The organism is Kitasatospora sp. NBC_00374, from assembly GCF_041434935.1.
Taxonomy (GTDB): Bacteria; Actinomycetota; Actinomycetes; order Streptomycetales; family Streptomycetaceae; genus Kitasatospora.
This window is the reverse complement of record NZ_CP107965.1, coordinates 94,583-119,717: the sequence shown is the minus strand read 5'-3', so window position 1 is coordinate 119,717 and position 25,135 is coordinate 94,583. Positions and strand designations below refer to the sequence as shown.

Annotated in this window: 25 protein-coding genes; 12 read left to right on the top strand and 13 right to left on the bottom strand. The window is 71.5% G+C overall.

Annotation, left to right across the window (positions count from 1 at the left end):
- Positions 1 to 399 precede the first annotated feature (399 nt).
- Complete coding sequence (locus OG871_RS40030) at positions 400 to 666, top strand: hypothetical protein (RefSeq protein ID WP_331727315.1); 267 nt, start codon at positions 400 to 402, stop codon at positions 664 to 666.
- A gap of 681 nt (positions 667 to 1,347) precedes the next feature.
- On the top strand, positions 1,348 to 2,319 hold the full coding sequence (locus tag OG871_RS40025; protein WP_331727314.1) for a hypothetical protein: 972 nt from the start codon (positions 1,348 to 1,350) through the stop codon (positions 2,317 to 2,319).
- A gap of 309 nt (positions 2,320 to 2,628) precedes the next feature.
- Here the strand turns inward: OG871_RS40025 and OG871_RS40020 are convergent, their stop codons facing one another.
- The 3 genes from OG871_RS40020 to OG871_RS40010 form a co-directional block, all read right to left on the bottom strand.
- On the bottom strand, positions 2,629 to 4,005 hold the full coding sequence (locus tag OG871_RS40020; protein WP_331727312.1) for a hypothetical protein: 1,377 nt from the start codon (positions 4,003 to 4,005) through the stop codon (positions 2,629 to 2,631).
- A 763-nt stretch (positions 4,006 to 4,768) separates the two neighbouring features.
- Entirely contained in the window at positions 4,769 to 5,032 is a 264-nt protein-coding gene (locus tag OG871_RS40015; RefSeq protein WP_331727310.1) for a hypothetical protein, read from the bottom strand.
- Positions 5,029 to 5,283, bottom strand: coding sequence for a hypothetical protein (locus OG871_RS40010; protein ID WP_331727309.1), 255 nt, complete (start codon positions 5,281 to 5,283; stop codon positions 5,029 to 5,031). Before OG871_RS40010 ends, OG871_RS40015 begins: the two co-directional genes overlap by 4 nt.
- Before the next feature lie 160 nt (positions 5,284 to 5,443).
- Here OG871_RS40010 and OG871_RS40005 point away from each other — a divergent pair, with 160 nt between their 5' ends.
- A complete protein-coding gene (locus OG871_RS40005) occupies positions 5,444 to 6,025 on the top strand; it encodes a kinase (RefSeq protein WP_371503553.1) in 582 nt (193 codons plus the stop codon).
- A gap of 61 nt (positions 6,026 to 6,086) precedes the next feature.
- Here OG871_RS40005 and OG871_RS40000 read toward each other — a convergent pair whose 3' ends face one another.
- Both OG871_RS40000 and OG871_RS39995 read right to left on the bottom strand, forming a co-directional pair.
- Positions 6,087 to 6,815, bottom strand: coding sequence for a hypothetical protein (locus OG871_RS40000; protein WP_331727308.1), 729 nt, complete (start codon positions 6,813 to 6,815; stop codon positions 6,087 to 6,089).
- Between the two features lie 178 nt (positions 6,816 to 6,993).
- Complete coding sequence (locus OG871_RS39995) at positions 6,994 to 8,319, bottom strand: transposase (protein ID WP_331727307.1); 1,326 nt, start codon at positions 8,317 to 8,319, stop codon at positions 6,994 to 6,996.
- Positions 8,320 to 8,567: 248 nt separating this feature from the next.
- Here OG871_RS39995 and OG871_RS39990 point away from each other — a divergent pair, with 248 nt between their 5' ends.
- Positions 8,568 to 9,344 carry a hypothetical protein gene (locus tag OG871_RS39990; RefSeq protein ID WP_331727305.1) on the top strand — a complete coding sequence of 259 codons (777 nt, stop codon included), beginning with the start codon at positions 8,568 to 8,570 and terminating at the stop codon, positions 9,342 to 9,344.
- Positions 9,345 to 9,865: 521 nt separating this feature from the next.
- On the opposite strand, the gene OG871_RS39985 is transcribed toward OG871_RS39990, so the two are convergent.
- The 8 genes from OG871_RS39985 to OG871_RS39950 all read right to left on the bottom strand — a co-directional run bounded on the left by OG871_RS39985 (position 9,866) and on the right by OG871_RS39950 (position 19,284).
- On the bottom strand, positions 9,866 to 10,066 hold the full coding sequence (locus OG871_RS39985) for a hypothetical protein (RefSeq protein ID WP_331727302.1): 201 nt from the start codon (positions 10,064 to 10,066) through the stop codon (positions 9,866 to 9,868).
- A gap of 469 nt (positions 10,067 to 10,535) precedes the next feature.
- The gene (locus OG871_RS39980) at positions 10,536 to 11,042 is read right to left on the bottom strand and encodes a hypothetical protein (protein WP_331727299.1); all 507 of its coding nucleotides are present in this window, start codon (positions 11,040 to 11,042) and stop codon (positions 10,536 to 10,538) included.
- Positions 11,042 to 11,539, bottom strand: coding sequence for a hypothetical protein (locus tag OG871_RS39975; protein WP_331727297.1), 498 nt, complete (start codon positions 11,537 to 11,539; stop codon positions 11,042 to 11,044). The genes OG871_RS39980 and OG871_RS39975 overlap by 1 nt, the downstream gene beginning before the upstream one ends.
- A 31-nt stretch (positions 11,540 to 11,570) precedes the next feature.
- Positions 11,571 to 14,618 (bottom strand): hypothetical protein, encoded by a 3,048-nt coding sequence (locus OG871_RS39970; protein WP_331727295.1) that lies wholly within the window; start codon positions 14,616 to 14,618, stop codon positions 11,571 to 11,573.
- 1,044 nt (positions 14,619 to 15,662) lie between these two features.
- On the bottom strand, positions 15,663 to 16,547 hold the full coding sequence (locus OG871_RS39965) for an oxidoreductase (RefSeq protein WP_331727293.1): 885 nt from the start codon (positions 16,545 to 16,547) through the stop codon (positions 15,663 to 15,665).
- Entirely contained in the window at positions 16,544 to 17,125 is a 582-nt protein-coding gene (locus tag OG871_RS39960; protein WP_331727290.1) for an isochorismatase family protein, read from the bottom strand. Before OG871_RS39960 ends, OG871_RS39965 begins: the two co-directional genes overlap by 4 nt.
- Positions 17,122 to 18,285: an XRE family transcriptional regulator gene (locus tag OG871_RS39955; RefSeq protein WP_331727287.1), complete on the bottom strand. Its 1,164-nt coding sequence runs from the start codon at positions 18,283 to 18,285 to the stop codon at positions 17,122 to 17,124. The genes OG871_RS39960 and OG871_RS39955 overlap by 4 nt, the downstream gene beginning before the upstream one ends.
- Before the next feature lie 201 nt (positions 18,286 to 18,486).
- On the bottom strand, positions 18,487 to 19,284 hold the full coding sequence (locus OG871_RS39950; RefSeq protein ID WP_371503552.1) for a GntR family transcriptional regulator: 798 nt from the start codon (positions 19,282 to 19,284) through the stop codon (positions 18,487 to 18,489).
- Positions 19,285 to 19,582: 298 nt separating this feature from the next.
- Here OG871_RS39950 and OG871_RS39945 point away from each other — a divergent pair, with 298 nt between their 5' ends.
- The 8 genes from OG871_RS39945 to OG871_RS39910 all read left to right on the top strand — a co-directional run bounded on the left by OG871_RS39945 (position 19,583) and on the right by OG871_RS39910 (position 25,014).
- Entirely contained in the window at positions 19,583 to 19,969 is a 387-nt protein-coding gene (locus OG871_RS39945; RefSeq protein ID WP_331727283.1) for a hypothetical protein, read from the top strand.
- Positions 19,966 to 20,121 carry a hypothetical protein gene (locus OG871_RS39940; protein ID WP_331727281.1) on the top strand — a complete coding sequence of 52 codons (156 nt, stop codon included), beginning with the start codon at positions 19,966 to 19,968 and terminating at the stop codon, positions 20,119 to 20,121. The genes OG871_RS39945 and OG871_RS39940 overlap by 4 nt, the downstream gene beginning before the upstream one ends.
- 889 nt (positions 20,122 to 21,010) lie before the next feature.
- A complete protein-coding gene (locus OG871_RS39935) occupies positions 21,011 to 21,205 on the top strand; it encodes a hypothetical protein (protein WP_331727279.1) in 195 nt (64 codons plus the stop codon).
- Positions 21,206 to 21,334: 129 nt separating this feature from the next.
- A complete protein-coding gene (locus OG871_RS39930) occupies positions 21,335 to 21,577 on the top strand; it encodes a hypothetical protein (protein ID WP_331727277.1) in 243 nt (80 codons plus the stop codon).
- 139 nt (positions 21,578 to 21,716) lie between these two features.
- Positions 21,717 to 21,992, top strand: a complete 276-nt coding sequence (locus OG871_RS39925; RefSeq protein WP_331727276.1) for a hypothetical protein — start codon at positions 21,717 to 21,719, stop codon at positions 21,990 to 21,992.
- A gap of 228 nt (positions 21,993 to 22,220) precedes the next feature.
- Positions 22,221 to 22,511, top strand: a complete 291-nt coding sequence (locus OG871_RS39920) for a WhiB family transcriptional regulator (protein ID WP_331727556.1) — start codon at positions 22,221 to 22,223, stop codon at positions 22,509 to 22,511.
- Between the two features lie 109 nt (positions 22,512 to 22,620).
- The gene (locus OG871_RS39915; protein ID WP_331727274.1) at positions 22,621 to 23,028 is read left to right on the top strand and encodes a hypothetical protein; all 408 of its coding nucleotides are present in this window, start codon (positions 22,621 to 22,623) and stop codon (positions 23,026 to 23,028) included.
- 9 nt (positions 23,029 to 23,037) lie between these two features.
- Positions 23,038 to 25,014, top strand: coding sequence for a hypothetical protein (locus OG871_RS39910; RefSeq protein WP_331727272.1), 1,977 nt, complete (start codon positions 23,038 to 23,040; stop codon positions 25,012 to 25,014).
- Positions 25,015 to 25,135 lie beyond the last annotated feature (121 nt).

Here is a 25,135-nt window from a genome sequence, read left to right as displayed (position 1 = left end):
TCCTCCGCCGCGGCAATCGCGTCAGCCACCGTCGGGTACGGGGCGAGGAAGTCGGCCCAGGGAGAGCCGAACTCCCAATAGGCCGCCGCCGATGCGGCAGCCGGCGCCCGCACCGGCACAGCCGCCGAGGCGGGCACGTCCGTCCGCTCCGCCGGGTGGTGCGGCGTCATCCGCTTGTGGTCTTTCGCCGACCGCTTCTGCCGCGCCTGCTTGCCCATACCAACCCCGTCTCGCGTTTGTGCTGATTCATCCCTCTCAACGCAATTCGGTCATGTTCGTCACGTCTGCCCGGTCTGCTCGCCCTTGAGCGGGTGGATCCGCTGCGTTGACCTGCAAAAACGCTTGCCCTGACAGCTCCGGCATTGCAAGGTGAGGCACCCCAACAGCCACGGAGGCCTCATGAGGCTCAACTCCGACCAGGAGCTCACCATCCAGCGGGCAGCGGAGCAGATCGCCGCCCTCACCAGCACCACGAACGGCTACGGCGTCCGTTCCTCCGTCCAGGCCCGCGCCATCCTCACCGAGCTGGACCGGCAGGGCCTCCTCGACACGGACAGCTTCGGCCGGGCCTTCGCCTCCACCAGCGCGCCGGCCCCCTGCGTCGATCAGGTCCGGCAGTTCGTCACACAGGTCATCGCGAACAGGCAGTGGCTGCTCACCGGCTGACCACACGTCGGCCCGACCATGCGGCGCCAAGCAGGTCCGGTCCCGCGTGAAGCCCGGCGGGCCGGCCGGCAGCACAACTCCCCCCAGCCTGCCGGCCGGTTCCGCGCCGGCCTGTCGGGACGCGTCAGCCACGAGCCAGGGCACCTCCCTTGGCTGACGAACGTCCAGGATCTGCCGTGAAGGCGGCGGCGTGGCAGCGGCCGGGGCCCGGGAGCGACGGGGGACGCTCGGCGGGACCCGGCCGGTGGGAGGCCGGCCGTGCCGGGGGCGTGGCACGGCTGCTCTGCCCGGCAGCCCGGTGGTGATGTGGTGGGGCTGCCGTGGCGGAGACACTAGACCCTTCGATCGACCATGACCAGGGCTTTGACCTGCGACTTTCCGGGCGCGAACATGCCATCAACCGCCTGGGGTCTCGACCCGGCGCTGACGCTGACGCCAGCGGGTGCCGAGCACGGAACGGCCAGGCCGCGGACACGCGCGCCGGGGTCGTTGCATCCGGCCAGCCGGTGGAAGATGATCTGATGGGCCGTGTGGCGGCCACGCCGAGCGGGAACCGGTCCCTCCCGCATCCCCGGCCTGAAGGCTCCGTAGAGCCGCCCGTAGTCGCTGCTCAACACCATCCGATCGCACCCCGATCGACGATCCCGACGCGCCGGGCCGGCGGCACGGAAGGGACAAGCCGTGAACCCGGCCAAGCTCACCCGCCTCGCAGCCCAGCGTTCCCGGCTCACCCGCGAGCCGCACCAGACGGCCGTCCGGCACATCACCACCCTGGGCCCCGGCTCACCGACGGTGCCGCACCCCGCCGACCCGGCCCAGGAGAAGCTGGAGTGGTGGATCATGCAGTGCTGCGCGTGGCCGGTTGAGCCGGTAGTCGCCCCCTTCGGCTTCGAGCAGGTCAGCCCGACCCCGCACGGCCTGCAGCTCAAGCTGACCTCCACGCCGGCCTACCTGCGCTGGTTCGTCAGCACCGTCCTGCCCTCGATCGACATCGACAACCAGGTCAGCGGAGTCCCCGGCCTGCGCACCGACCGCGACCGGACCGGCGCCCCCGTCCTTCGGCTGGCCGGCACCAACGCCAGCGTGGTCCTGCGAGGCATCTCCGCCGGGCAATGGCGCATCCTGACCGCCGACTTCGAGGCCGAGCTCCGCGACGGAGGCCACCGCCCGCTCTGGAACACCGGACCGGCCACCGGGGAAGAGGCCCGGGACCTGAACTGGTTCGATCCAACCACCGCAGGTCCCCGCCCGCACTGGCTCGGCAGCGCCCTGCTGCGCCGGGTGGGGGTGTTCATCGCGGCCGGTGTGCCGGCGCTGGTCACCGGCTGGACCACCGCTGGGACGTTCGCCGACTCCTGGAAGTTCGATCTGGAGTTCCTCCCCGGCCACCGGCTCGACCACGACCGGCTGGCGGACCTGCTGACGGATCCCGCAGCCGGCCTGCCCCTGCAGGTGGGCGGGCACGCGTGCCGGGAGAGCGGCGACCCCAGGTGCCGGATGCGCCTGGCGCCGGCGGATGGCCGGCCCGGGGAGGTGGAGCTCCTGTTCCGGCACACCGGGGAGGCGGTGACCAGCGCGTGGGAGGCCCGCTGGCCGGAGGAGTTCGCCTTGATCCGGCAGGCCGGAGGCCAGGCCGAGCCGCTGCGGCGCTGACGTCCGACACCGGCCCGCCAGCCGGGCGGGCCCCGCACCGCCATGATGCGCGGGGCCCGCTCACCGGCAACGAACTGGGCATTTTCCGAGAGAGCACGGTCGGTGACTTTGACTGGCAGCTTGGCCTTCGCGGCTCTGCGCAGGTCATCGAGCCAGACGTGGCGGGTGCCCGGGATCGTCCAGTTCGGCCGGCCGTCGTTCATGAGGCTTGGCTCAGCCTCACAGCGGATGGGGAAGGGCAGCCGCGGACAGGCGCTTCGTCACGCGGCTGGGACGCTGATGCGGCGGGTGGGGACATCGAGGTTCGGGTCAGGCCGGTTCGTCGGCGGCCAGGACGCGGTCGAGGTACTCCTCCCGCAGGGCCTCGTCGAGCTTGCCGTCCATCGACAGGGACCGGCGCAAAGCCCGGCCGCTGAGCCCGGCGGAGATCCCCAGCCGGGAGGAAGCCTCGTACTGGATCTCCCGCAGGGTGATCATCGCCCAGGACGGGTCGTGCCGGATGTACCAGTCGAGCATCTTGGCGATCGGAACGCTCAGGCTGAGGTGGAAGGAGTTGAGCTCGAACGAGGGGTCGCGGCGCTGCAGTTCGAGGCTGTCGGACCACACGTCCAGAACGGCGTGCCGGACGGTGGCGCTCAGCGGCTCCGCCGGGATGAGCTCGTTCAGATTGGCCGCGACGCTCCACGCCAGCTCGTTCGCCACGTCCTGCACGTCTGTCTCGTTGCGGCTGCGCAGGACCCACCTCTTGCGCATGGCCGGCCGCCACAGCGCGTGGAAGAAGCGGGAGGCGAATCGGGCGCGAACCTCGGCGGCCCCGGGTGACAGGTCCTTCTCGTCTCCGGCCGCGAGCATCGTCTCCACGCCTTCGGCCGATCGCCGGCGCGCCTCGGCCCAGTCGGTGGCGACCGGCTTGGACCACAGGTTGCGGCCCCCGACCGTGGCCTGCGGCATCGGCACGGAGTTCTCGCCTCGGGTGATGTACGAGCGCAGGGTGGAGGCGGAGATCCCGGCGAGGGCCGCGACCTCGGGGGTTCCGATGAGCTGGTCTGCGGCGAGTTCGGGGCTGGCGAGGTTGACGACGGCCCGCTCCAGGGGGAGGGCGCCGGGGCGGGTGTTCTGGGTGCGGGCCCACAGGGCGAGGTGGTCGATCCAGGTGCGGGCCGTTCCGGCGCCGGGCTGGAAGTTCGCGACCTTCGCGACGTAGGCGCGGGTGGGGTCGGCGCTCGCGTCGAGAAGGTCGGCGGCGGTCACGGTGACAGGTGCGGTGACCCTGCGGTGCTCGTTCCGCTGGTGGACGGGGTGCCAGATCTGACCCGGCCGGTACCAGGCCGTGCCGTCCCACCAGTACCCGCCGGCGCGGAAAAGCAGCTCGGAACCGCCCCAGTGGCTGTGCATGGAGGCGATGTCGTTGTCGCTCATCAGCAGGACGGTGCGGCCGTGGAGGGGGTGGTAGCGCACGGACCAGCCGTAGTCGTGGCGGATCGGGTCGGTGGTGAAGGCGTGCCAGGCGCCGTCCGGGAGGTTGTCGTAGCGGCCCCACATGCCGTTGCCGGCACCCCTGCCGACGGCCTCGATCGCCTCGGGACCCTCGTCCAGGGGGATGTGAGTGTCGTCGACGAACGGCAGGTCGGGAACGGGATGGTCGGTGCTGATGCCGTTGGCCAGCGGCTGGTACTGGAACGTCATGGTGCTGCCCCCTCAGTCCGTCAAGTGCTGTGTATTTCTACAGCACTGAGATTGGCTTCTCTACAGCACTGAGAGCAAGGTGCTACAGCACTATCCGGCCAGTCCCACCGCCACCGGCGCCCCGCCCACGAGCAGGACGGACAGACCGGACCAGACCTATGCCCCACCCGCAGTGCAGGCCAGCCTCTTCCCTGGTGCGAACCCCGAACGTCCGAAACCGCCCCCGGCGGTCCCCCGCAGTGCCCTCCGGCAATGTCGCCTCGCACCCCGCCTCGACCGTGGCAACCCCAGCACTCCGGCGCGCGACGGCCTGCTCGCTTCCATGCCATCGGCAGGGCGCGGGCGAGCCGGCAGCCGGCCCCCAGCCGCGCCCCCGGGAGTGGCCCGTATCTGCGCCGGTGATCCGGCCTTGTGCCGGCCGGACCCTACCGCTCCGCGGTCTCAACAGCGCCCAAGGTGGGAGGCGAGGCGCTCAGCTCACCCTCCAGCGGGAGTCGTCGACCGCCTGCAGCAGCAGGTCCTCGGACACACCGAGATCCCGTGCGGGTGAGCGGGCACGCGTGCCGCGAGAGTGGCGCGTCCAGGTGCCGCCTGCGGCTGGTGGCGGCCGACGGCCGGCCCGGGGAGGTGGAGATGTTGTTCCGGCACACCGACGAGGCGGTGATCAACGCGTGGGAGAGGCGCCGGCCCAAGGAGTTCGCCATGATCCGGCAGGCCGGAAGCCAGAGCGAGCCGCCGAGCCGACGGTCGGCCGTGCGCGGGGCTACAGCACGGTGAGAGTGATCACCCACAGGTGCGGAACGGGCGGGTCGGGAAGGACCACGTAGTGGGCGATCAGGTCCGGAAGGACGATCTGCCGGATGCTGTCGTCAAGGTCGTCGCCGTCGCTGGCCGGCCAGGACCACGGATCGGCCATCGCCTGCTCCAGCCCGCCCTGCAACTGCTTGACCTGGTCGTCGGTCAGGACAGTGCGCACCAGGGCGGCAGCCTCGGCCGACAGCCGGGCCCGATAGGGCAGGGCGGTCACCGGAGAAAGAGGTCGTCGAAGTCGACGCCGTCGTCCTCGGGGCGGCCGGCGCGGTTCCAGTCGTGAACGGCCGCGGCGGCCAGCGCGGTGGCACGGGCGATCCGCTCCTCGCGGGTGCCGCTGGCGGCCAGGTGATCGGCGGTGAGGACCCGGCCGATCAGGGTGTCGACGTCGATGCCCGCACTCGCCGCCCGCTCCCTCAGCTCGCGGACCAGTGCGTCGTCCAGACGGGTCGTCAGCTCTACGGTCATGAGGCGATGGTAGAGCCCGGGCGGGCCCTGGCGTAGGGGCACGGATGTGGCACCGTCCACTCGTGCCCAGACGAGGCACGCGACGGCCGAGGGCCGCTTCACCCGTCGAACAACCGGCCCAGCCGAGTTGCCAGCCCTGGCCGTGGGTACGGTCCGCGGTGTGGACGACAGCGTGGAGCAGCCCTCCGCCGTGAGGGCCGGTGCCGGGACGGGCAGCACGGACACGGTGCTGGTGGTGGTGCGCGGACCGAGCGGCGCCGGGAAGTCGAGCACGGCCGCCCGGATCCGCTCCGCGTACGGCCGCGGCCTGGCCATCGTCGGGCAGGACCTGCTGCGCCGTGAGGTGCTCCGTGAGCGGGACGTCGCCGGCGGCGCGAACATCGGCCTGATCGGCCTGGTTGCCTCGCACGCGCTCGACAGCGGCTTCCACACCGTCGTCGAGGGCATTCTCGACGCCGGCCGGTACGGCGCGATGCTCACCGACCTGGTGGCCGGCCACCGCGGGCGTAGCTTCCTCTACTACCTCGACATCGGCTTCGACGAGACGGTGCGGCGCCACGCCACCCGGCCGTTGTCCGCGGAGGTGAGCGCCGAGCAGATGGCCGGCTGGTACCGGCCGCTGGACCTCCTGCCCGGCGGCGTCGAACACGTCATCGGCGAGGACAGCACCCTTGACGGCACGGTCACGCGGATCCTGACCGACACCGCGCTCACCCCGCCAGGCTGGTCACCCCGCCTCTGAACTGGCGGTCAACGCCGGCCGGTCACCTGGTGAGCAGCGTCCAGCCGCCTGGCTGCCCGGATCAGCTCGCCGTCGCGCGAGCGGCGGCTTCGTCGTCGCATAGCTCCGACAGCTTCGCGACCTGCTCGAACACGGCCTCGATGATCCGTTCCTTGCGCTTCTGCCGCTTCAGGCCGTCGGGGGTGTCGATCGTCTCCAGCGCGATACCGTCCACCGCGTGGGTCAGGTGCCGCAACCCGACCGTCATGAGCATCAACTGGCTCAGCGGGTCCAGGTCCTTGGCCGCCGCTGGGGCGTACTTCTTCGGCATCGGGCCGTCGCGCTCGACGACACGCTTCTCGGTCAGCCGCAGTCCAGCTGCCACCACCCGGGCCAAGTGGACGCTCTGCGGCGCCACCCCGGCGGCATCGGCGTCCGTCGGCCGGGGCGGGGCATCGCCAGGGAAGCCAGTCACGCCCGCGCCCAGCAGTTCCAGGACCTCCGCGGTGCACGAGCAGGGACGGGCGACACCCTTCTCGTCCAACGGCAGGACGTCGAACTCGTCGCTCTCCTCCGCCCCCATCGTCCAGGCCGGGAAGTGCCGCACCACAGTGACGTCCGATCCGAACTCCCGCACTGCGGCCCGCACCAGGCTCTCCGCCGAGTTGATCAGACCCGCACCCAGCATCAGGTCCGTGGCGACCACGAGGAAGCTGCCGTCCTTCGTCGGCCAGACCCGCAGCCGCACGTGGGTGCGGTACCCATTGATGTTGGGGAAGTACCACGCGTGATCATCCCGGACCGGGGTCAAGCGCGACAGGACAGGAAGGACAACCTCATGCACAGCGCGATCCCTTTCGCCGCAGACGCAACATCAAGACGATCACGTTATCCAGTCGGTCCGCTCCCTCACCGGTGAACGCCTGAACCAACCGCTGAGCGCCGCGCTCTGGAAGTCGGGATCGTGGTCGCAATCGCCGGGCCGGACATCACCACAGCGGCAGCTGCCCAGGAGGGCACACACCCTTGCTTGGCCTCCTCCGCGCCGGCCCGAAGACCGTCGAGGACTCCCGGGGGCGGGGCAGCACGACGGCCGCTCGCTCCCGGGTGGTTGACGCTTCACGGACCCGCCGTTCGGCTGGAGGTCTCCACGTCCTGTAGCCGCCGAGCCCGGCGGCCAGAGCATTCTTCGCACCCACCACGTCGGCGTGCTCACGGTGTCCGCAGGATGTGCACACGAAGTCCGCTTGGCTCTTGCGCGACTTCCTGTCCACGTGCCTGCACCGCGGGCACGTCTGACTCGTGTAAGCGGGGTTCACCTTCCGAATGGCCGTCCCGGTGGTCCGCGCCGCGTTGCGCAAGGCCAGCTCCAAGGCGAACCAGCCCTTGTCCCGGATGGAACGGTGCAGGCCCCGCCGCTGGGCCCGGCCCGTCCCCGGGTAGCCGGCCGCCGCGGACGACATCGCCCGCACGTCCAGATCCTCCAGCACCAACAGCGCGCACCCGGTCACCAGCTCGCGGGCCGTCTTGGCGTTGAAGTCCGCACGACGGTGCCGCACCCGGCCGTTGACAACCGCGATGGCGTCCGCCGTCGCGTGCCACCGGCCCGATCCCTTGCACCGCCGGTGCAACTGCTTGTTCAGACGGCGAAGACGCTCAGCCTCGCCCGGCGTCACGAAAGCCCGGTCGAACATCCGCCCGTCGCTGGCCACCACCGCCTGCACGACCCCCCGGTCGACACCCAGCCGGCCGCGCTCCAGCGACACCGTCCGCTGCTTCACCGGGGTGTCCACCCGGAACGCGATGTACCAATGCCCCCCGTCGCGGGAGACCGTCGCCGCCCGTACCTCGCCACCCAGCGGACGCGACCAGCGAAACCGCACCCACCCGAGCTTGGGCAGCTTCACCCGGCCCACGTTGCGAGACACCCGCTCCACCCGCAGCAGCTTCCCCTCCGGGAACCGCATCGACGGCGCCCACCGGCGCTGAGAACGCCACCGCACCCGGAACGGACCGTGCCTGCGGCACGCACCCTCAAGATCACGCAAGGTCTGCTGAAGCACCGAAGACGGCGCCTCACCCAGCCACCCGAACTCGGCCTTCGCCTGCGTCAGCTGCCGGCTCTGCTCCACGTACCCGATCGACCCGCCACGACGCCGGTACTCCCGGTACTGCTCCAACCCCACGTTCCACACCGCCCGGCAGATCGAACCGAACGACTCCGCCAGCACGGCCTGCTCGACGGTCAGCTCCAGCTGATACCTACGCCCCGACAGCACCCGACCCCCTTCGCCGGCACCGAAGCTACCGACCATCCCCAGCCAGCAGGGCGCGTACCAACACCATTCACTCGATCGGGTCCGGAAGGGCCCTCCCGGACCGAGCCCTCCCACGCGACCGGATCCCACAACACGCCCCGCGCCCGCACCCCCCTCTGGCATGCTCACCGACGGTGCGCCGTCCATCACCCGGGCGGAGCTGACCCCGCCGGTCGGCACCAGAAGACGAACACCACCCTGGAACCGACCGAACCACACACCACCCCTGGGCAGGAGACGACACCGTGACCGCCGAAGCCGTATGGACCACCCTCTTCTGGACCGGCCTGCCAGTCCTGGCTGCCGTCGGCACCGCGGCCTGGTGGATGACCCAGTACCCCGGCACCTGGCGGCATGCCTTCGACCCCCGCCACCGCCAGGACCGCGAACACCTCCGAACCGCCCGCCACAACCTCCGCCAGGCCGAGCAGCAGATCGCTGCCGAACAGGACCGCGCCCGCTCCGCCGCCGACACCGCCGCCCGCGATCACCAGAACCGCATCCGTCAGGCCGAGCAACACCTCGCCGCACTCCGCGCCCCCAGCACCGGGCCGCTGCTCCACTCCCTCGGCGAGCGGCTGGACCTCTACGAGCAGGTCCTGCGCGTCAACACCGATCTCTCCACCGGCACGGACTACCCGCTCCTCGGGCTGGAGGTGGACGATCGCTACTCCCTCACCGATGCCTTCCTCTACGTGACCCCGCCCCGCGGCCGACGCGAGCTGGTCACCCTGCCGCTCACCAACATTCCGGAAGCGGACGTACGGGCCTTCGCCGTCCACGTCCACAACGCGATCGCCGACGCTGGCCCGGCCAGCGAACGTCGCCGCGCCCTCATCCCGGCGGCCGAGGCCGAGCTGAAGCACGCCATCGCCGACACCACCGGGCGCGGCCGAGCGGAGCGGAACCTGCGGCAGGTCACCGACCGGGCGAATAACGACCTGCGCATCCCCCGGGCCCGGCGCGACCTGGAAGCCGCCCACGATCGCTGGCACGAGCTGACCGGCCACCGCCCGACCTGACACCCCGGTACCGACCAGTGGCCGGCTGGTCAGGTGCGGCCGGCCCGGGCGAGGTTCCGTGGTCGCAGGAGGACGATCCCCTGAGCCTGGGCCGCAGGCCCGGGCGCAGCGTCCACGGCACGGGGGAGGTCTGGGTCAGCCAGCCGTCCGCCAGCAGGCCCTGGACGATGCGGGACCGGAGCGGCGTGCGCACCTGCCAAGCGAGCCCTTGGCAGAGCTGCGCGTAGGAGGGGCGGTGGCCGTGACGGGCCCGGAAGAGCACGGTGTAGTCGGCGGCGGCCTGGCCGGGTTCGGGGTAGTCGGTCTCCCACGTGGTGATCTGGCCGGGGTGGGGTGGGCATGAAGCCTTCCGCCACCAGGGCCTGCGGGTACAGGCACAGCGGGCAGGACTCGACGGCGTGGATGTGCCGCTGCAGCGCGGGGGAGGCCGAGTTCCGCCAGAGCCTCCAGGCGGCCGGGTCGTAGCGGAGCCCGCGGGTCTTCGCCGTACTGCGGTCGTGCTGGGCTTTCCGGGCCGACGCCTACTCCTTCCAGGTGCGTGGGCGCTGGCCGACCAGGTGCGCGAAGTCGACGGCGAGGTGCCAGCGATGCTTCGGCAGCTCGATCCCGGAGCCGCTCTCGGCGAGCTCGGGCAGTGCAGCCCGGCAGGGGCCGGGCCGGCCGAGCGGGATGACCCCGACGCGGGAGGCGGAGCAGTGCGCGGCGAGTGCCAGGCCATCCACCTACTGCCGCCGCGGTGGAGAGCTCGGTGACCGGCTCGGCGTTCAGCACCGCGGCGACCCAGTCGCCGACCCAGGTGCGGCCGGCCCGCTGCGGCGGCAGCAGGTGGATGGCCTGGTCCGGGAGTGGAGGGGCGGTCAGGACGGCAGGGGACGGCCGCGCTCCCTGGGATGCTGGCGTTCCGGCCCGCCAGCCGGCCGCCTTCAGTGCCGTGACGGCCGCGTGCGGGTCGTCCAGGTTCAGGGCGGCCAGGTCGGCACGGCTCACGCCGGATCCGGCCCGGACGGCCGCGGTCACGGCGAGGAGCTGGGCCTCGGTGCCCGGCAGGCGGAGCGCGAAGACCTAGCCGAGGAGGTGAGGGGTTCACGGGAAGTCCAATGCCCCGCCCCGGCCGGAGGTCACCTCCCCTGCCGATGCCCAGGTCAGTGCCGTGGCCAAGATTCGGGATCGTGTGAACGGGCAACGGGCAGGTCAGCCGCCGTCGGCACCGGTGCTTCGGCGGGATGGGTGGACGTGGCGGGCGGTGCTGCGCGCGGTCCGGATCTGCTGGCGGACCAGGTGAGCCATCTCCTCCTGGTGCTCGGGGGTGGCGGGCGGTCGGACGGCGGGAACGAGCTGGATGTCGATCCGGCGCTGGCGGCAGAGCGGACAGCCGTGGTCGGCGTCGAGGTGCCAGCCGTCCTCGCAGCGCGGGTCCCGGCACTCGGGCGGGGCGGCCAGGTCGTACGCGATGTCGTCGGCCCGCTCGGCGATGCCGGTGCCGGACAGGTTGCTGAACCTCGCGTAGAACCGGCGCTCGATCCGCTCGCGCAGTTCGCCGGGGGTGCGGTGGTGGAGCTCCTGGAGGACGAGCTCGCGCACGGCGGCGGGAATGCCGCCGTGGCGGTTCAGGGCGCTCTGCAGGACGGCGGGGTAGGCCTGGGTGACCCAGACGGCGGGGTGCTGGCCCTGCGGGCCGTGCGGGTGGTGGACGGTCATCAGCGGTTCCTCTCCGCGGCGGCCGCATCGGCCCCCGCCTTCAGGCCCATGTCGAAGTAGCCGCGAACCAGCCGGCCGACCCACTGGCCGACGTGCTGGGAGTGCTGCCCGGCCGGATACCAGGCTCCGCACGAGCACTCCTCCTCCGGGCCGCGGACGCCCGAGCGGGTGAGGCTGGTGAAGATGTGGCCCCCGACCACCCACATCACCCGCCGGTCCAGGTCCTCCGGGACCGTCGACGACGGACCCCGGACGCCGGGCTTTCCGTAGTGCAGGGTGGTCCACTGCCCGCTGCCGGGCTCGGCGTCCAGGTCGTCGTCGGGCACCCACTCCTGGGTGTGCCAGGCGTGCGGCAGGGCCTGGTAGCGGATCTCCACCGCGGTCTCCGGGTGCCGGCCCCGGTGCCACGGCCCGTCGTGCCCGACGGGCAGGGTGCAGGCCGCAGCCCACCGGTAGTGGACGGTCCCGCACAGCTTGTTCGCCGCTGCGTTGGTCATGCCTTCAACTCCCTCGTCCTTGACATCCTTGTCAGCTCACCGCAGCAGGCCGGGTCTCCGTCCGGCGCGCCCGCTGCCGCTCCACGGCGGCGATGCGCCGCTCCAGCAGGTCCTTCGCCGTCCGCTTGCCCGTGGCGACCGCCTCCCGCTCGGCACGCGCCCGGGCCGCCGCCGGCCCCTCGTGCCGGAACGCCTGGAGCGCCGCGGCGTAAGCAGTCTCGACCCCGGCCTGCACGAACTCCGAGTCCTCGTACTGCTCCAGGGCCTCCTCCCGGTACTCCTGGAGCAGCCGCCGCACGGCCTCCAGCTCTGCCACCAGGTCGCCGCCGGACCCGCGCCGGGCCTCCTCCCGGGCCTGCCGCACCTCCCCCCGGGCCTGGTCCCACACCTCGCGCACCGAGGCGTAGACGGACAGGTCCGCCCAGGCCGCCACCGCCAGGGTGACGCAGTCGTGCACCGCCCCGGCGACGGCCGCGGCGACCCGCTCGCCCTCCTGGGCGCGCATCGCGCTCCGCAGCTGAGCGGCCCGGTTCGCGCCGGGGTCCACCTCCGCCACAGCCGGAACCGCCTCGACCCGGGCGCGCCACTGCTCCACCGCGGCGATCTGCCCCTTCAGCAGCCACCGGGCAGCCCGGCCGCGGGCCTCCTCCGCGTCCGCATCGGCCTTCTTCCGGGCAGCCGTCGTACCACCGTGGCGGTGCGCGGCCCGCATCACCACGCCCCACGCCGCAGTGGCCTCCTCCTGAGCCTTCTGCGACCCGGCGAACCGCCCCAATCCGAGCTCCCGGTACTCACCCAGCAGCCACTGCACCGACACCAGCTCCGCCACCTGCGACGCACCCTCGATCAGGTCGTCCCCCACCGACTCGCGGCGGGCAACCTCCCGGGTCCGCCGCAGGTGAGCCAGGGTCTCCTCCCGGACCCCGAGCACCGAACGCTCATCGGCGAGATCCGCGAAGGCCGCCAGCGCCACCGTCACGCACTCCCGCTCCACCCCCGCGATCTCCCGCACCCCGGCACACCGCCGGCACAGACCCGCAGCCTGCTGCGCACCGCAGTCGGCGCACGGCACCGCGACCCGGACCCGCTCGGCCTCCGCCGCCAGCGCCTCCCGCTCCGGGCGCTGCGCCTCCCAGCGCGCCTCGGTCTCGCGCTCCCGCTGCTCGGCTTCGGCCTGGCGGGCCGCACGCTGGGCGGCGTGGTCGGCCAGGGCCTGCTCGATCGGCGCCTGCCGCTGCTCGAAGGCCGCGCCGGGCAGCTGCTGGACGACCTGACGGATCACTGCGCGCCGGGTTGTCCGGCGATCCTCCACCCGCAGGTCACAGCTGGTGCAGTCGGTGTCGGTGTCCAGTCGGACGCCGTTGTCGCAGGCCATGTACGAGCAGACCTGCTCCTGCGGCAGCCCGCGCCTGAGAAACCAGCCGACCGGGTCGTCGACGTAGCCCTTGCCCTGGCTGCGCTGGCGCTGGAGCCGGAAGCGCAGCCGGGCGGCGAGCGCATCCGGCGCGTCGTCCAGGCCCGTCCACAGCGCGACGGCGTCCAGGGCCTTCCGGACGTGCTTGAGGACGAACTCCCTGGTCGAGGGGTTGGTCAGACGTACCCACAGCTCCTCGACGGGAGCGAGCACCGTGTTCAAGCGGGCGTCCTTCGGCAGCTCGACGTAGACCGCCGGCCGGTCGCAGGAGGCCACCGCCAGGTGCTGGTCGCTCTGGTGAGGCTTCGAGGTGTTGGGCTGTTCCCCGCGAAGCGGGCCCTCACCTGCCCCGACGAGCCGAAGTCGGGGCAGGTCGGATTCCGGTCGGTCCTCGCGCGCGCCCGCGCGCTCCGGCCGCACGTCATCAACCACGACGGCGCAAGCGCCGGAAAAGCCACCTCCAACCTGCACAAGCACCCCTACCTCAGCCATCAGAGAGTGGAGAGCGTGAAGGGGGGTAGAAGCGGCCAGGTCTGCGGCTACCGGCTCCCCGGCTTCCTCCACCGCACTGACCTGCGCATCTTCGGCGGGCGAAGGCTCGATTTCGCCGGGGGTAGCAGCGGCAGGGCCGCCGACGAAGACCGAGCCGTTCCCGAACGCGTCCTCCAGGTCCACGGCCAGGTCCGCTACCGGCGGCTCCTCGACCTCGGGCTCGCCACAGGCCTCCCACCACCGGTCCTCAGCCAGCTGCTCCTCGGCGACGGGAGCGGGTACCACCGGGGGGACGGCCGAGGCGTCGGTGTCGGGCGCGGTCTGCTTCGGGACGGACCGCAGACGCGGCGCGGCCCCGGTGACCGCCGGCACGTTGGAGGAGTCGGCCTTGTATGCGGCGGCCACCGCCGGAATCACCAGGCGGGCGCGCGAGCGCAGACCGGACGCGCCACGGCGCGGCCGCGTCAGCACTCCGGCTTCCTCCAACCGGGCCAGGATGTGCGCGGCACCGTCGGGGGAGCAGCCCAGCATCCGGGCCACCGTCACGGCCGGGCGGCCGGCGTGGGTGTCCACCCGGCCGCCGCACATCCGCACCCGCCCCCGGGCGGACGCGGCGAGAACCAGCAGGAGGAGAGCGAGCCGGTCGGTCGCGGCCCCGCGCCCGGTCCGGGAAGCCAGCAGCCCGACCATCGGGTCCCGGCCATCCTGGTGGGCCCACCCCGGCGCGAACAGGTGCTCGACCAGATGGAAGAGCACGCTGAGCTCGACCTGGTTCAAGGCCAGCGGGTTGCGCTCGCCCGTCTCCGGGCAGCGCCCAGCCGGGCCCTGGGAGGTCGTCATCGCCTCCCAGAGCGGCAAGACCCGCAGGCTCAGCGAGTCGACGGAGCCCTCAGAGCCGTCCTCGGTGACGTCGGCCACCGCCGCCTGGACGCCCTCGGGCAGACCCGTCCCCCGCAAGGTCCGCGTCACAGCCTTCATGTAGTTGCGGCTCGATCCGCACCAGCGGCCCAGCTCGCCCTTCCGGATCGTCACCACCCCGCTGTCGGCTCGGGTGCGGGCCATCAGGACCACGGCCGCGAAGCGCACGGCGTCGCTCTGACCCACCAGGCCCGGCGACGCCAACAACGCCCGCACCGCGGCACCCAGCCGGGACCGCATCACCGACGACAGCACCAGCGGATGCGGCGGTGCCTCCGCCGGCGTTCCGTCCTGGGACGGGACAGCACGAAGCCACCGCCGACCCTGGGCCGGACGGGACTCGGCCGCGCGCGGGCGCGGCAACGTCATCGCGGTCGCGCTCACCGGCAGCCTCGAAGGGCAGTCGGGCGCACAACGCGACCGGCCCGCATGGCCGGAGAGGCCGAAAACGGGCGGTTTCGACGGCGTGCGGGCACGCCGGAGTGGAAAACGGCAGCGGGATGCTGCATCATGACGGTGCTCTCTTACTGACGCGGGAGGGCACGCAGAAGCCCCTCACCGGGCCGACGCGGTTCTGGGTAGAACCGAATGAAAGTGCGAATCGACAGGCGACGCCCGGCAAGGCGAAGCGGTCACTCACGAGGAACACATCTGGGCGCACTACCGGGCTGCTAACCCGGTTGGCTCCCGGGCGGCGCTACCGCAAGCCCTCCCTGGCAGGAGGACGAGCGGACGGACGCGCCGCCCCAGTAGGCCTAGGTCATCCCCACCCCCGCAGTGGGCCGGCCACTCAAGGCGGCCGCAGCGGACACCACGCTCCTGACAACACGGAGCGAGGGACAACCCGAACGGACCAGCCCAACAACACGGGCGCCACACGGACGGGTGAACCCAACACGGCGGGCAACGCCGCCGACCTGGGAAATCTCAGACATGTGCAAGCCCGTGGCAGCCGGGCGCGGCAGTGAGCCGCGCGACACCGGCCGGGTGCTGTTGCACCGGCGAGCTGAACTACGGGTACGCTGAATCACAGCGCCACCTCTTCCTAGGTGTGCGGAGTCAGTAGAGCCGCTACCACACAGCTCCTGGCTCCCCGGCCCCGGGCAACCGAGACCGGTGGGGACTATTCCACCCCGCCGCGGTTGCAACGGGGCTTTGGGCTTTCTGGACCTTCACCGCCTTGCAGGGATTCCACCCCCCGCGAGCAGTTGCGGACCGTGTCTGATCCTACGCCCACAGACACCCTCTCCCGCCACGCCATTGCACTCCTCGCGCGTGTGTGTCGGGCTTGACCGTTCATCACACCGCCTGCCGCCGGAAACGGGCCTGAAGGGCCAATGGGGCGCCTGCTCCAGCCCCAACGGCGGTGGCCACCCGCTGGCCGACCCGAGCGGTCAGATCGCCGGCCGTTAGGACGCGAGGATGCTGAGCGGCGGGCGGGCAGAAACCGTCAGGGTCGACCCCGAGTCCCGGGATAGAGGAGGCGACGTTGCCGACGTTCGTGAGCACTGAGTCGACCTCCGCCACCTTGTGGGTACCGTCGGCCATCTCGAAGAGCACCTCGAAGGGCCCGTCCCCCGTGACCGTGACCCGTCGGACCTGGAGCAACGTCACGCGCCCGTCGTGCCGGACTTCGTCGACCTTGTATGCCTCGCCTGCCGTGTGACAGACGGTCAGGTTCTGGCCAGCTTCCGAGTGAGTCCGAAGCCAGGTTCCCAGCGGCCGGTCTCCGCCGAGGACGACGGTTCGCACGCCCAGACCATCGGGCTTCGAGGAGGTGAGGGTGGGGAAGTCGTGGTTGCAAGTGATCCACCCGACTTCACCCGCCTTCGCCGGGCGGGTTCCGGTTGAGGCGATGAGCAGCTCGCCCACGAGGCTCGTGCCGTCGGCGAGTACAGCACGGACGTGATCGTCGGCTGCTTCGATTCGAACCACAGTTGCCCGAACGTGCGTGCAGTACCCATCGATGCCGGCGAGGGCCTCGCCCAGGACTCGGGCGTAGCTGGGGCCGTCCGAGTAGCCGGGGAAGTTGGTGAGGTTGCCAATGCGCCAGAGCGTCCCACCAGGGGTGGTCGCAGGGTCGATCAACACCGAGGTCATACCCACGCTGGCCGCCATGGTGGCGGCGTGGCAGCCGGCGGGACCGGCCCCGACGATCAGGATCTGGGCGTCGGTCGTGGTCACTGAGACCCCCCTTGAGTGAGCGTGCGGTGCAAGTCGGAGCTGGTGAGGAGGAGGTGCTGGCCGAAGTTGCGACCGGCGAGCAGGAGAGCGGCCTGGTGGAACTGGTGGCCACCGGAGGATGCGCAGGCGTCGACTACGAGCCAGGGCGTGATGCCGTACTGGTAGGCGTCGGACGCGCTGTCCAGGACGCAGCTGTCGGTGTCGATCCCGGTGAACACCGCGTCCGTCCATCCCCTCGACTTGAAGGTATCCAGGACTCCGGGCACCTTGAACAAGCTGGACGTCGTCTTCACGATCCGCTCTGTGGCCACCTCGGCCAGCAGGGACAGGTCGGGGTCGAGGGCCTGCTCCTCGGGCGTCCGCAGCTTCTTCCAGCCGCTGATCTTCTCGTACTGCGAGCCGGGAGGGTTGGTGAACGTGGCGACGACGGTGGCACCCCCCGCCCTCTGCCAAGCTCGCATCAGGTCCACGATCACCGGGACGGCGTGCCGGCTCGACTCCTTCACGAACCCGGCCTGGACGTCGACCGCCACCAGAACCGCAGACTCCAGCCGCGGTCCGAGCGGCGCGGTGCTCAAGAGGACTCCTTCAGTGCCGTCCAGGCGCCCTGCAGGCGCTGGGGGAGGTCGCTCGTGCCGATGATCGCGGCCCGCATCAACCGGTCGTGAACCGTCTCCGTCGGCCGGGCTGCTGTCAGGCGGAATTGCGCGCCCCTCAGCCACCGCCAGTCGAGATGACCGGGCAGGGTTGGGTCGGAACCCGCCTCGATCTGGCCCAGGAGATGGGCCGACAGGGCCCACAAGGCCTGAGTGTCGAGCTCCATCGCCACGATGCTGCCGACCGGAAGGGCTCGTTCGTCGGGAGCCGGGTGGTAGGCCACGCCCGACCAACTAGCCACGCCCCGTGACATCTCCCTTCCTCCGGAGAACGTGACCGCCTCCCCATCACGCCAGCCGGTGGAGAGCCGGTCTTCCTCGACGCCGAGCGGCGACGGGTTCGCCTCGTCGGCAGAGCGGTCGACCAGTACCCCAGGGGTTGCCAGCAGCTGGAGCGCGGCGTCCAAGACCTCGTCCTTCCACGGGTGCTGGTGCAGCTCGTAGAGCGAGAGCACGTAGTCCGGCACGGGCACGCCCGCCGCCTCACCCAGAAGCCCGGTTACCAAGACGGATACCACCTGCTGCGCCCAGGCACGATTAGCGAGGTAGGAGGGATATCGCCAAAGCGCCAGGTCAGTGACCGAGTCCAGGCGGAGAGGCTGCCGTATGTGTAGGACGGCGACGTGGAAGTCGTAGACGTACAGGGTCCCGTCTCGGCTTCCGTCGGTTGCCAACCGCAGCATCCGACGATCGAGGCCGGCCGGGCCAGGCGGGCTGGGCGCTGCGGCGGCGCGCAGGGCGTCTGCGGTGGGTCCAAGGTGGAGGGGGATGAACTGGTGGGACGTCAGGCTGAACTCGCCCACCAGCGTGGGCGGTAGATCGACGAGTTCGAACTCGGCCCCGTGCTCGATCAGCAACCCGCGGAACGCTTCCTCTTCGACGGGGCTCAACCGGTCAACCATCCGATCGAGCAGCTGACTGGTGCTTGTCTTGCACGCCAAGTTCTCCCCTCCCCTGCGCCAGTTCTTCACTGAGGTGGGCGACATGCCCAGGCGCTCGGCGAGTTCGAGGTTGGTCATCCGCAGCGCCTCCTTCAGGCACATGGCCTCGCGGCCGGTCCAACGCCTGATGCGGATGCTCACGATTGCACTCCCTCCCTGAACTGCAACGCCGAACTTGCCCAACTGCCCCTCTAGTGACCCGCAACTGGCCTGTAACTGCCCTCGCCACGCCTCCCCGCCCCCCGATCGTCTGGCCATGCTTGATCCGCAGCGGCCGCCAGGCCCTGACGGCAAGGGGGAAGAGTCATGGGTGAGTCCCAAGAGCCAGCTGACGGGACATCGTCAGGAAAGCTTCTTGAAGTCGAGCCCGTCGAAGACGAACTCGACCTGGTCGGGAAGCGCGGCGACCTGGAGGAGCTCCAGCGGTTGTCCGTCCTCGTCGACGAGCAGCCGTTCGACGCGGGCCACGTATCCACCTGGCGCGAGCTTCAGAACACCTACTTCGGCGTCGGTGGCTCGCTGGAAACTGATGCGTTCTGTGCCCAACCCGAGACGGAACTCAGCGGCAAGCGCCGGCAGAGTGCCGCCTTCCACTTTCCCTCTGCGGTCGAGTCCGCACCGGCGAGCCACGTCAACGGGGTACGAGGCGAGCTGGATCTGGAGCACTTCGTCATTGATCATCGCGTGCCTCGTGCGGCGGGTCACCTGGAAGCTCGTGGCCTCGGTCAGGCCCAGCTTGGCTGCCACGCTGACCGTCGCCTCAACGGTCGCGACCTCGATCAAGGCCATGGTTCCGTTCAGCCCTTGGGCCCTCGTGGCTGTCTCCCAAGGGCCCAGGCCGTCGGCGCCGGACTGCCCGTAGCGACTCCAGGGGATTGCTACGACGCTCCTGTCCCGCACGATGTAGCCGGTCCCTGGAACGCCTCTGACCAGCCCGAGTCGCATCAGCTCGTTGTACGCGTTCCCCACGGTCGTCCGAGAACCGCGCCCCTGGGCGATCAGCTCTTTGGTGCTTGGAAGCACGCCTCCCGGTCCAAGCTGGGCGCAAAGCTGCGTCAACTCGGCCGCGAGGGCTTCCCACTTGCGGGACATCCGGGTCCTCCCCTCTGTGTGATCCAGTTCCTCAGTGTCGGAAGACATAGTGAACCACATGTGCAGCTATACCGGCATAGGACAGGTGAGTGCAGCTGTGCCGGAATAGCGTTGACTATGTCGCTGATGGTGTGTCATTCTTATCTCGTCGCCAGGCGGAACGGCCTCGCAAGCCGAAAGCCGCAGGTGACAGACCAGATCGCTGTGTCGGAGCCGGGATTCGCACCCCGGAAAAGGCACTGCGGGCCCGGGACTCGCAATCCCGGACCCGCAGCTGGTGCGGCACGCCTGCCGCACCGGATGGCGATCACCTTCAACCTCAACGCATCTGAGGGAGTAACTCGCCGTGAGCAGTTTGCCGCAGGTCGGAGTGTCCGACCACATCGACCCCACCATGAACGACTCGGCCGTCGCGCCGGTGCTGGAGTTCCGCACCGCGCCGGCCGCGAGCAGGACCGCCGAGCTCCTGGCGGCCGGGCTGTCCGAGGAGGACATCGCCGAGGACCGCTTCGCCGCGATGTTCACACTCCTGGGGCTCGCCGTCGAGCTCGGTGCCGCGGGCACCCTCAACCTGGGGGCCGTCTCGCCGGTCGGCTTCGAGTCCATCGTGTGCGCCCTGGAGTCCGAGGACGTCAGCCACACCGGTGACATCGCCACCGTCGCCACCATGACCTCCGGGGGCCGGTTCGCCGTCTCCGTCCGGGTCGACGCGAACGGGCTGGTGGCCGCATGAGCGCCACCGAGCAGTCCCAGCCGCAGCAGGCGCAGCAGCCGACTCCGGTTCAGCCGGCGTTGACGACCCAGCAGTTCGCCGCCTCGGTCGAGGCGCACGTGGCCCGTGTCAACCTCGCGGTCTCCGACCACCAGGCCGGTGGTCCCCGGTGACGCCGCAGGATCAGGCCCGCCAGCAGGCGGAAGAGGCCCTTCGTCAGGCGCGCGAGCAGCAGGCGCGCATCGACGCGGCGAAGGCCGCGGGCCGGGGCTAGCGCCACCTGGCCGTTCACCACCCTATGGAGCAGCAGTTCTAGCGACTGCCCTTCCTCCGTGAGTAACCCGATTGGCGGGCACGGGGGTTGGGGACCTGGCTAGGCCCAGCTCCGCCACCAAGTGATCACTCTGAGTGCATTAACGGTGGCTCATCGCGAGAGCGGTGGATCGAATGCGCGGAGGCAGACCCCGAGGGGGGACTGAATCCTGCAGCAACCGGACCTTGAGAACTCAACAGCGTGTCATGAGCATTGCAATGACGGGACCGGCGCGGAAGCGCCGGCCGCGGTTCCGCAGTCCGACCCCTCGGGGACGGACGACGAGCCGCCGGCCGCAGCTGCTCCTCCTTCGTGCTGGCAGGCACGACACCCCAGGGTGCGGAGGAGCAGCGGGTCCCGAGCTTGAGGGCGAGATGAGACAGATCGCCCCCCAAGGACGGCAGGGGATGCCGTCGGCGAAGCGGAGCCCTTTCTGGCTCCGCCGCTCTGCCAGCGGTGTCCGGCTCTGGAGAACACGCCCTCGCGGCGTGCCACCCGCACCGTGCGGTCTTCGCCCCGTCGTAGGTGAGCAGGCGGATCTGATGCCCACCCGGTCGCCGGCCTCGAAAGGCCGGCCAGTCCCGCCCCACCGGCGGCGTGCCCATCCGCTGCGAGCGCGCGACGGACGGGCACATCGAGCAGCCCCGTGGTTGCCCTGAACCCCCGGTCCGGTAGCGCGGTTGACGCGCCGTCGAGCCGGGGCGGAAAGGGGAGTTCCGGGACCGCCCCGGCTCCGGAAGGAGCTCGATATGTCGGACCAGAGCGACGCCCAGCTCGCCGCCCAGCTCGCGGGCGGCGCGATCAACGAGGCCCTTGCTAACCCGGGCGACCCGATGGCGGTGATGAAGGCGGAGGCCTTCACCAACGTGGCCCGGGTCTACGGCTCGACTCCGGAGCAGGTCCAGACGGCCCGTTCCGGCGCAGCTGGCCCGAAGGTCGGCTGATCTTGCCCCGTGGTTGCCCTGACCTCCCGGCCACCGACGTCCCGCGCATCAGTGCGGTGGCGCCGGTGTCCGGGGGCGACGGGGAGCTCCGGGACCACCGAGGTCCCCTCCGGTTCGAAGGGGAAGCCCATGAAGCGCTTGACGAGGTTGGTACTCGGCGTCGCGGCGGTCGTCATGGCGGCCGCCGTGTTGACCGCTTGCTCCGACGAGCGGTCCGACGGCTGCGGTCAGCAGTCGCAGGCCGCCGCGCAGTTGGTGGCCAAGTCCACCACGAAGCCGTCCACGGCCAAGCCGTCGGCGAAGGTCTCGAAGACGCCGTCGAAGAAGCCGAGGAAGCACGACCACGACCACGACGACGACTGCGACGACTGAACGCAGTTCAGCAGCCCCGTGGCTGCCCTGACCCCCGGCTGCCGCCCGCGCACCAGCGCGGTGCTTGGGTGCGGCCGGCGGCGATGGGGAGCTCCGGGACCACCCCGGTCCCCTCCACCGAGACCGACCAGGAGGCCACATGGCCCACCCGAACACGCCCAAGCCCAAGATCACCCCCAAGGACAACCCGGACCGGCGCAGCGCGGCCGAGACCGAGGCGCTGAAGAGGACGTCCCCGTTCAACGAGAAGCGTGCCGACCCGCGCTTCGTGTGCCGTTCGGGCCGCTACCCGAACGGCGAGAAGGCCCGCGCTGTGCGCAAGCCGTCGCGGCCGCCGGCCCCGACCACCCCGATCCGCCCGTGGCCGCCGTTCCGCTACCAGGCGGACCGGGAGGCCGGGCAGATCGCGGCCTGACCGGCCGGGCGGAGCGCCCGGCCGGACCCACGTCCCGGAGGACATCCCCGTGTACGAGCACCTGCTGTGCCGCAGCTACATCGGCGGCGGCGACGCGAAGCCGAAGTCGCCGCCCGCGAGCCCGAAGGAGGGCACGAAGTGAACTACCCCTACCTGCTCAACGTTCACCGGCCGCAGGAGCCCGGCGACCTCTACCGCCTGAGCCGGGCCGCCGCCGACTACCTGCCGGTGGCCCCGCCTGCCCCTACGGGGGAGACGGCGACCAACGACTGGCGCCACCGCGCCACCTGCCGGGAAGAGGACCCGGAGCTCTTCTTCCCGATCGGGAACACCGGCCCCGCCCTGCTGCAGATCGAGGAGGCGAAGGCGGTGTGCCGTCGATGCCCGGTCCGGGACACCTGCCTCGCATGGGCGTTCGACACCAACCAGGACCACGGCGTCTTGGGCGGGGTGAGCGAGGACGAACGCCGCTCGATGAAGCGCCGGGCGTCCCGCCAGCGGGCCGCCGACAAGGACTGACCATCCCTCTCTGCCAGTTGCCGGATCCGCCCGGTACCCCCGACGCGGGGCCCCGGGCGGTGACGGGAGCCGGACAGCCCGGCCCGCGAACCCCTGTCGCGGAGGCACCATGCCCGTTCCGCCCGCACCGACCGCGCTCGTGCTCCTGCCCGTGCTGCTGCTGATCGTCGCGGCGGTACGGACGCTTCGAGCCCGACGCCTGCCCGAGCCCGACATCTACGAGCCCGGGCACCACCTCAGTCCCGCCGAGGCCGCCGACATCGAGGCCGGCTTCGAACCGGTCTACCTCCCCACCGCCGACGGGCCCACCCAGCCCGCCGGCCCCGGAGGCGACCAGCCCACCGACGCGGACGCGCTCCAGGCCGAGGCCGACGCCGCTGAGGCCCGGCTCCTCGACCAGTTCGCCGCCCTGGACGAACTGCTGCGCCGCACCGACGACCGATTCCCCGCCGCCGATCCGGCCCGACCGGCAACGGCACCCGCCAGCGCCGCCGCGCCCGGCCGATCGAAGAGGTAGCAGACCTTGATGACCAACCAGACCGGGCCGTCGCTGACGGCCTCCCCCCTCTCCCAGATCCGAGACTTCGTCCCCGTCAACTGGCTCTCGGACCACCTCAACCTCCTGCTCGGCATCGGGGTCGCGGCGGTCGCCGGCATTCTGGCCATGCGCATGTGGCGCCGGGTCGAGCGCGAACTGGAGGAGCAGAAGAACCTGCCCGAGGACGAGGCCGAGCGGCGCAAGGAGCTCTCGGACGTACGGGGCCGCCGGGTCGAGGACGTCCTGACCGTCCTGGTGGCCTCCGCCGCGGCCGGCCTGTCCTCAGACGGCCTTCGCCGCCTGGGACGCCACGTCATCCACCTTCAGCCCCCGTGGGACTGGATGCCGTTCGCCGCACTCGACGTCGCCGCGGTCGTCTGCGGCATGCGGGCGCGGCGCCGCTCGCGCAGCGGCAAGTCGCCCGGCCCCTCCGGCGTGCTGGTGTGGGTCCTGGCTGCGACATCCTCCGCCTTCAGTGCCTCGGAGGCCTCCGACACCATGGGCATGGTCGCCCGCGCCGTGTGGCCGATCATCGCCGCCACCCTCTTCGAGCTCGGCTCGATCGAGGAGCGGCTCGCGATGCGCGAGCTGTCCGCCCGCAAGGCCGGGCAGTGGCTGGACCGCAAGCTCAGCCTGGTGCGGATGTGCCACCCCGTCGAGTGGGTGCGCGTCCAGCTCGCCCTGGCCGCCAACGAGCACATCTCCCAGACCGAAGCCACCCGCCAAGTCCGCATCGACCGCGCCGGCTACCGCCTCTACCGCCTGCGCCAGCTGCTGGGCGACCCCAAGACCCCGGCCCGCACCGGCCGGTTCATCAACGCCCGGATAGCCCGGGCCGACCGCCTCGCCCAACTCGCCCAGGCCCGCGTGCCGATCGAGGACCACGAGGCGGTCATGACGGCCCTGCTGCGCCGGGTGCGTACTCCCGAGTACGCGCGGCTGAACTTCCGCAGCACCAAGGACGTCGAGACGGCGATGCAGACCCGGCTGACCGACCAGGCGGGTACGGCGTCAGGCGGCCGGGGCCCGGGAGCGGGTACGGCCGAGGCGGGTACGGGTACGGGCACCGCGCCGTACCCGCGTGATCGGGTCCGTACCCACTCGGCGCTCGGCCCGTACCCGGGTACGGCACCGGCGGGTACGGGTACGGCCAGCGGGCTGTACCCGGTCGCCGCCGACGCGGGTACGGGTACGGCTGAGGCGGGTACGGGTACGACCGCCGAGCCGTACCCGGGTACGGCGGGTACGGGTACGGGTACGGGCGAGCGGCCGTACCCGGCCACAACGGGTACGGCTGACAGGCCGTACCCGGGTACGGCCGACGCGGGTACGGGTACGGCGAAGCAGGCCGTACCCGCCGCGAACTCGCAGGTCACGGCGGGTACGACCGTACCCGCCCCGCGTCCGGGCTCTCAGCCGGAGCCGCTGCCGGGTACGGGAGCGGGTACGAGCGCGGCGGACACGGGTACGGATGAGGTGCCCGGCCCGGTCGCGGACAGCGTGTACGAGTACGACCTCGGTCCCGTCCGACCCACGGCGGGTACGGGCGGCGAGGCCGACGGCCCCGCACCGGGTACGGCCACCACGCTCACCCACCAGTGGGCGGGTACGGCCGCGCCGGGTACGGACACCGACCCGGGTACGGCCCCGTGGCCCGACGACGCGCTGGCGGGTACGGACTCCGACACCCGCACCGACGAGGAGCTCGCTCCTTTGCTGCTGGCTCGGATCAACCCGGACGGCAAGACGTTCAGCACCGGCGGCATCAAGAAGACCCAGGCCTGGCTGGGCGTCAACCAGGCGCGCGCCCAGCGCGTCATGGACCTGGCCCGCCAGCTCCACCAGAAGGCCGGCGAAACGGCGGCCGCCGAGGGCGCCGAGGCGCAGCAGGCGGCCGGCCCGTCCGAGTCCGGGGTCGACCTGGGCAAGGCGCACACCAAGGAGCTGGCCCATGCTCCGGCTTGACTGCACCGGCCCCCGCAGGGTCTGCGACTGCCTCTGGCGAAGCTCTCTCCCGGGCTCCCCGGCCTTCTCGGCCGGGGTCCCCGGGGGCCCTGCCGGGCGGTAGCCGCAGGCCTTCGGGAAC

Bases quoted from the DNA above. Each gene is read 5' to 3' on its own strand.
- OG871_RS40030 (WP_331727315.1), top strand. From the start codon at position 400: ATGAGGCTCAACTCCGACCAGGAGCTCACCATCCAGCGGGCAGCGGAG.
- OG871_RS40020 (WP_331727312.1), bottom strand. From the start codon at position 4,005: ATGACGTTCCAGTACCAGCCGCTGGCCAACGGCATCAGCACCGACCAT.
- OG871_RS40010 (WP_331727309.1), bottom strand. From the start codon at position 5,283: ATGACCGTAGAGCTGACGACCCGTCTGGACGACGCACTGGTCCGCGAG.
- OG871_RS39995 (WP_331727307.1), bottom strand. From the start codon at position 8,319: ATGGTCGGTAGCTTCGGTGCCGGCGAAGGGGGTCGGGTGCTGTCGGGG.
- OG871_RS39980 (WP_331727299.1), bottom strand. From the start codon at position 11,042: ATGACCGTCCACCACCCGCACGGCCCGCAGGGCCAGCACCCCGCCGTC.
- OG871_RS39975 (WP_331727297.1), bottom strand. From the start codon at position 11,539: ATGACCAACGCAGCGGCGAACAAGCTGTGCGGGACCGTCCACTACCGG.
- OG871_RS39950 (WP_371503552.1), bottom strand. From the start codon at position 19,284: ATGTCTTCCGACACTGAGGAACTGGATCACACAGAGGGGAGGACCCGG.
- OG871_RS39940 (WP_331727281.1), top strand. From the start codon at position 19,966: ATGAGCGCCACCGAGCAGTCCCAGCCGCAGCAGGCGCAGCAGCCGACT.
- OG871_RS39935 (WP_331727279.1), top strand. From the start codon at position 21,011: ATGTCGGACCAGAGCGACGCCCAGCTCGCCGCCCAGCTCGCGGGCGGC.
- OG871_RS39930 (WP_331727277.1), top strand. From the start codon at position 21,335: ATGAAGCGCTTGACGAGGTTGGTACTCGGCGTCGCGGCGGTCGTCATG.
- OG871_RS39925 (WP_331727276.1), top strand. From the start codon at position 21,717: ATGGCCCACCCGAACACGCCCAAGCCCAAGATCACCCCCAAGGACAAC.
- OG871_RS39915 (WP_331727274.1), top strand. From the start codon at position 22,621: ATGCCCGTTCCGCCCGCACCGACCGCGCTCGTGCTCCTGCCCGTGCTG.
- OG871_RS39910 (WP_331727272.1), top strand. From the start codon at position 23,038: ATGACCAACCAGACCGGGCCGTCGCTGACGGCCTCCCCCCTCTCCCAG.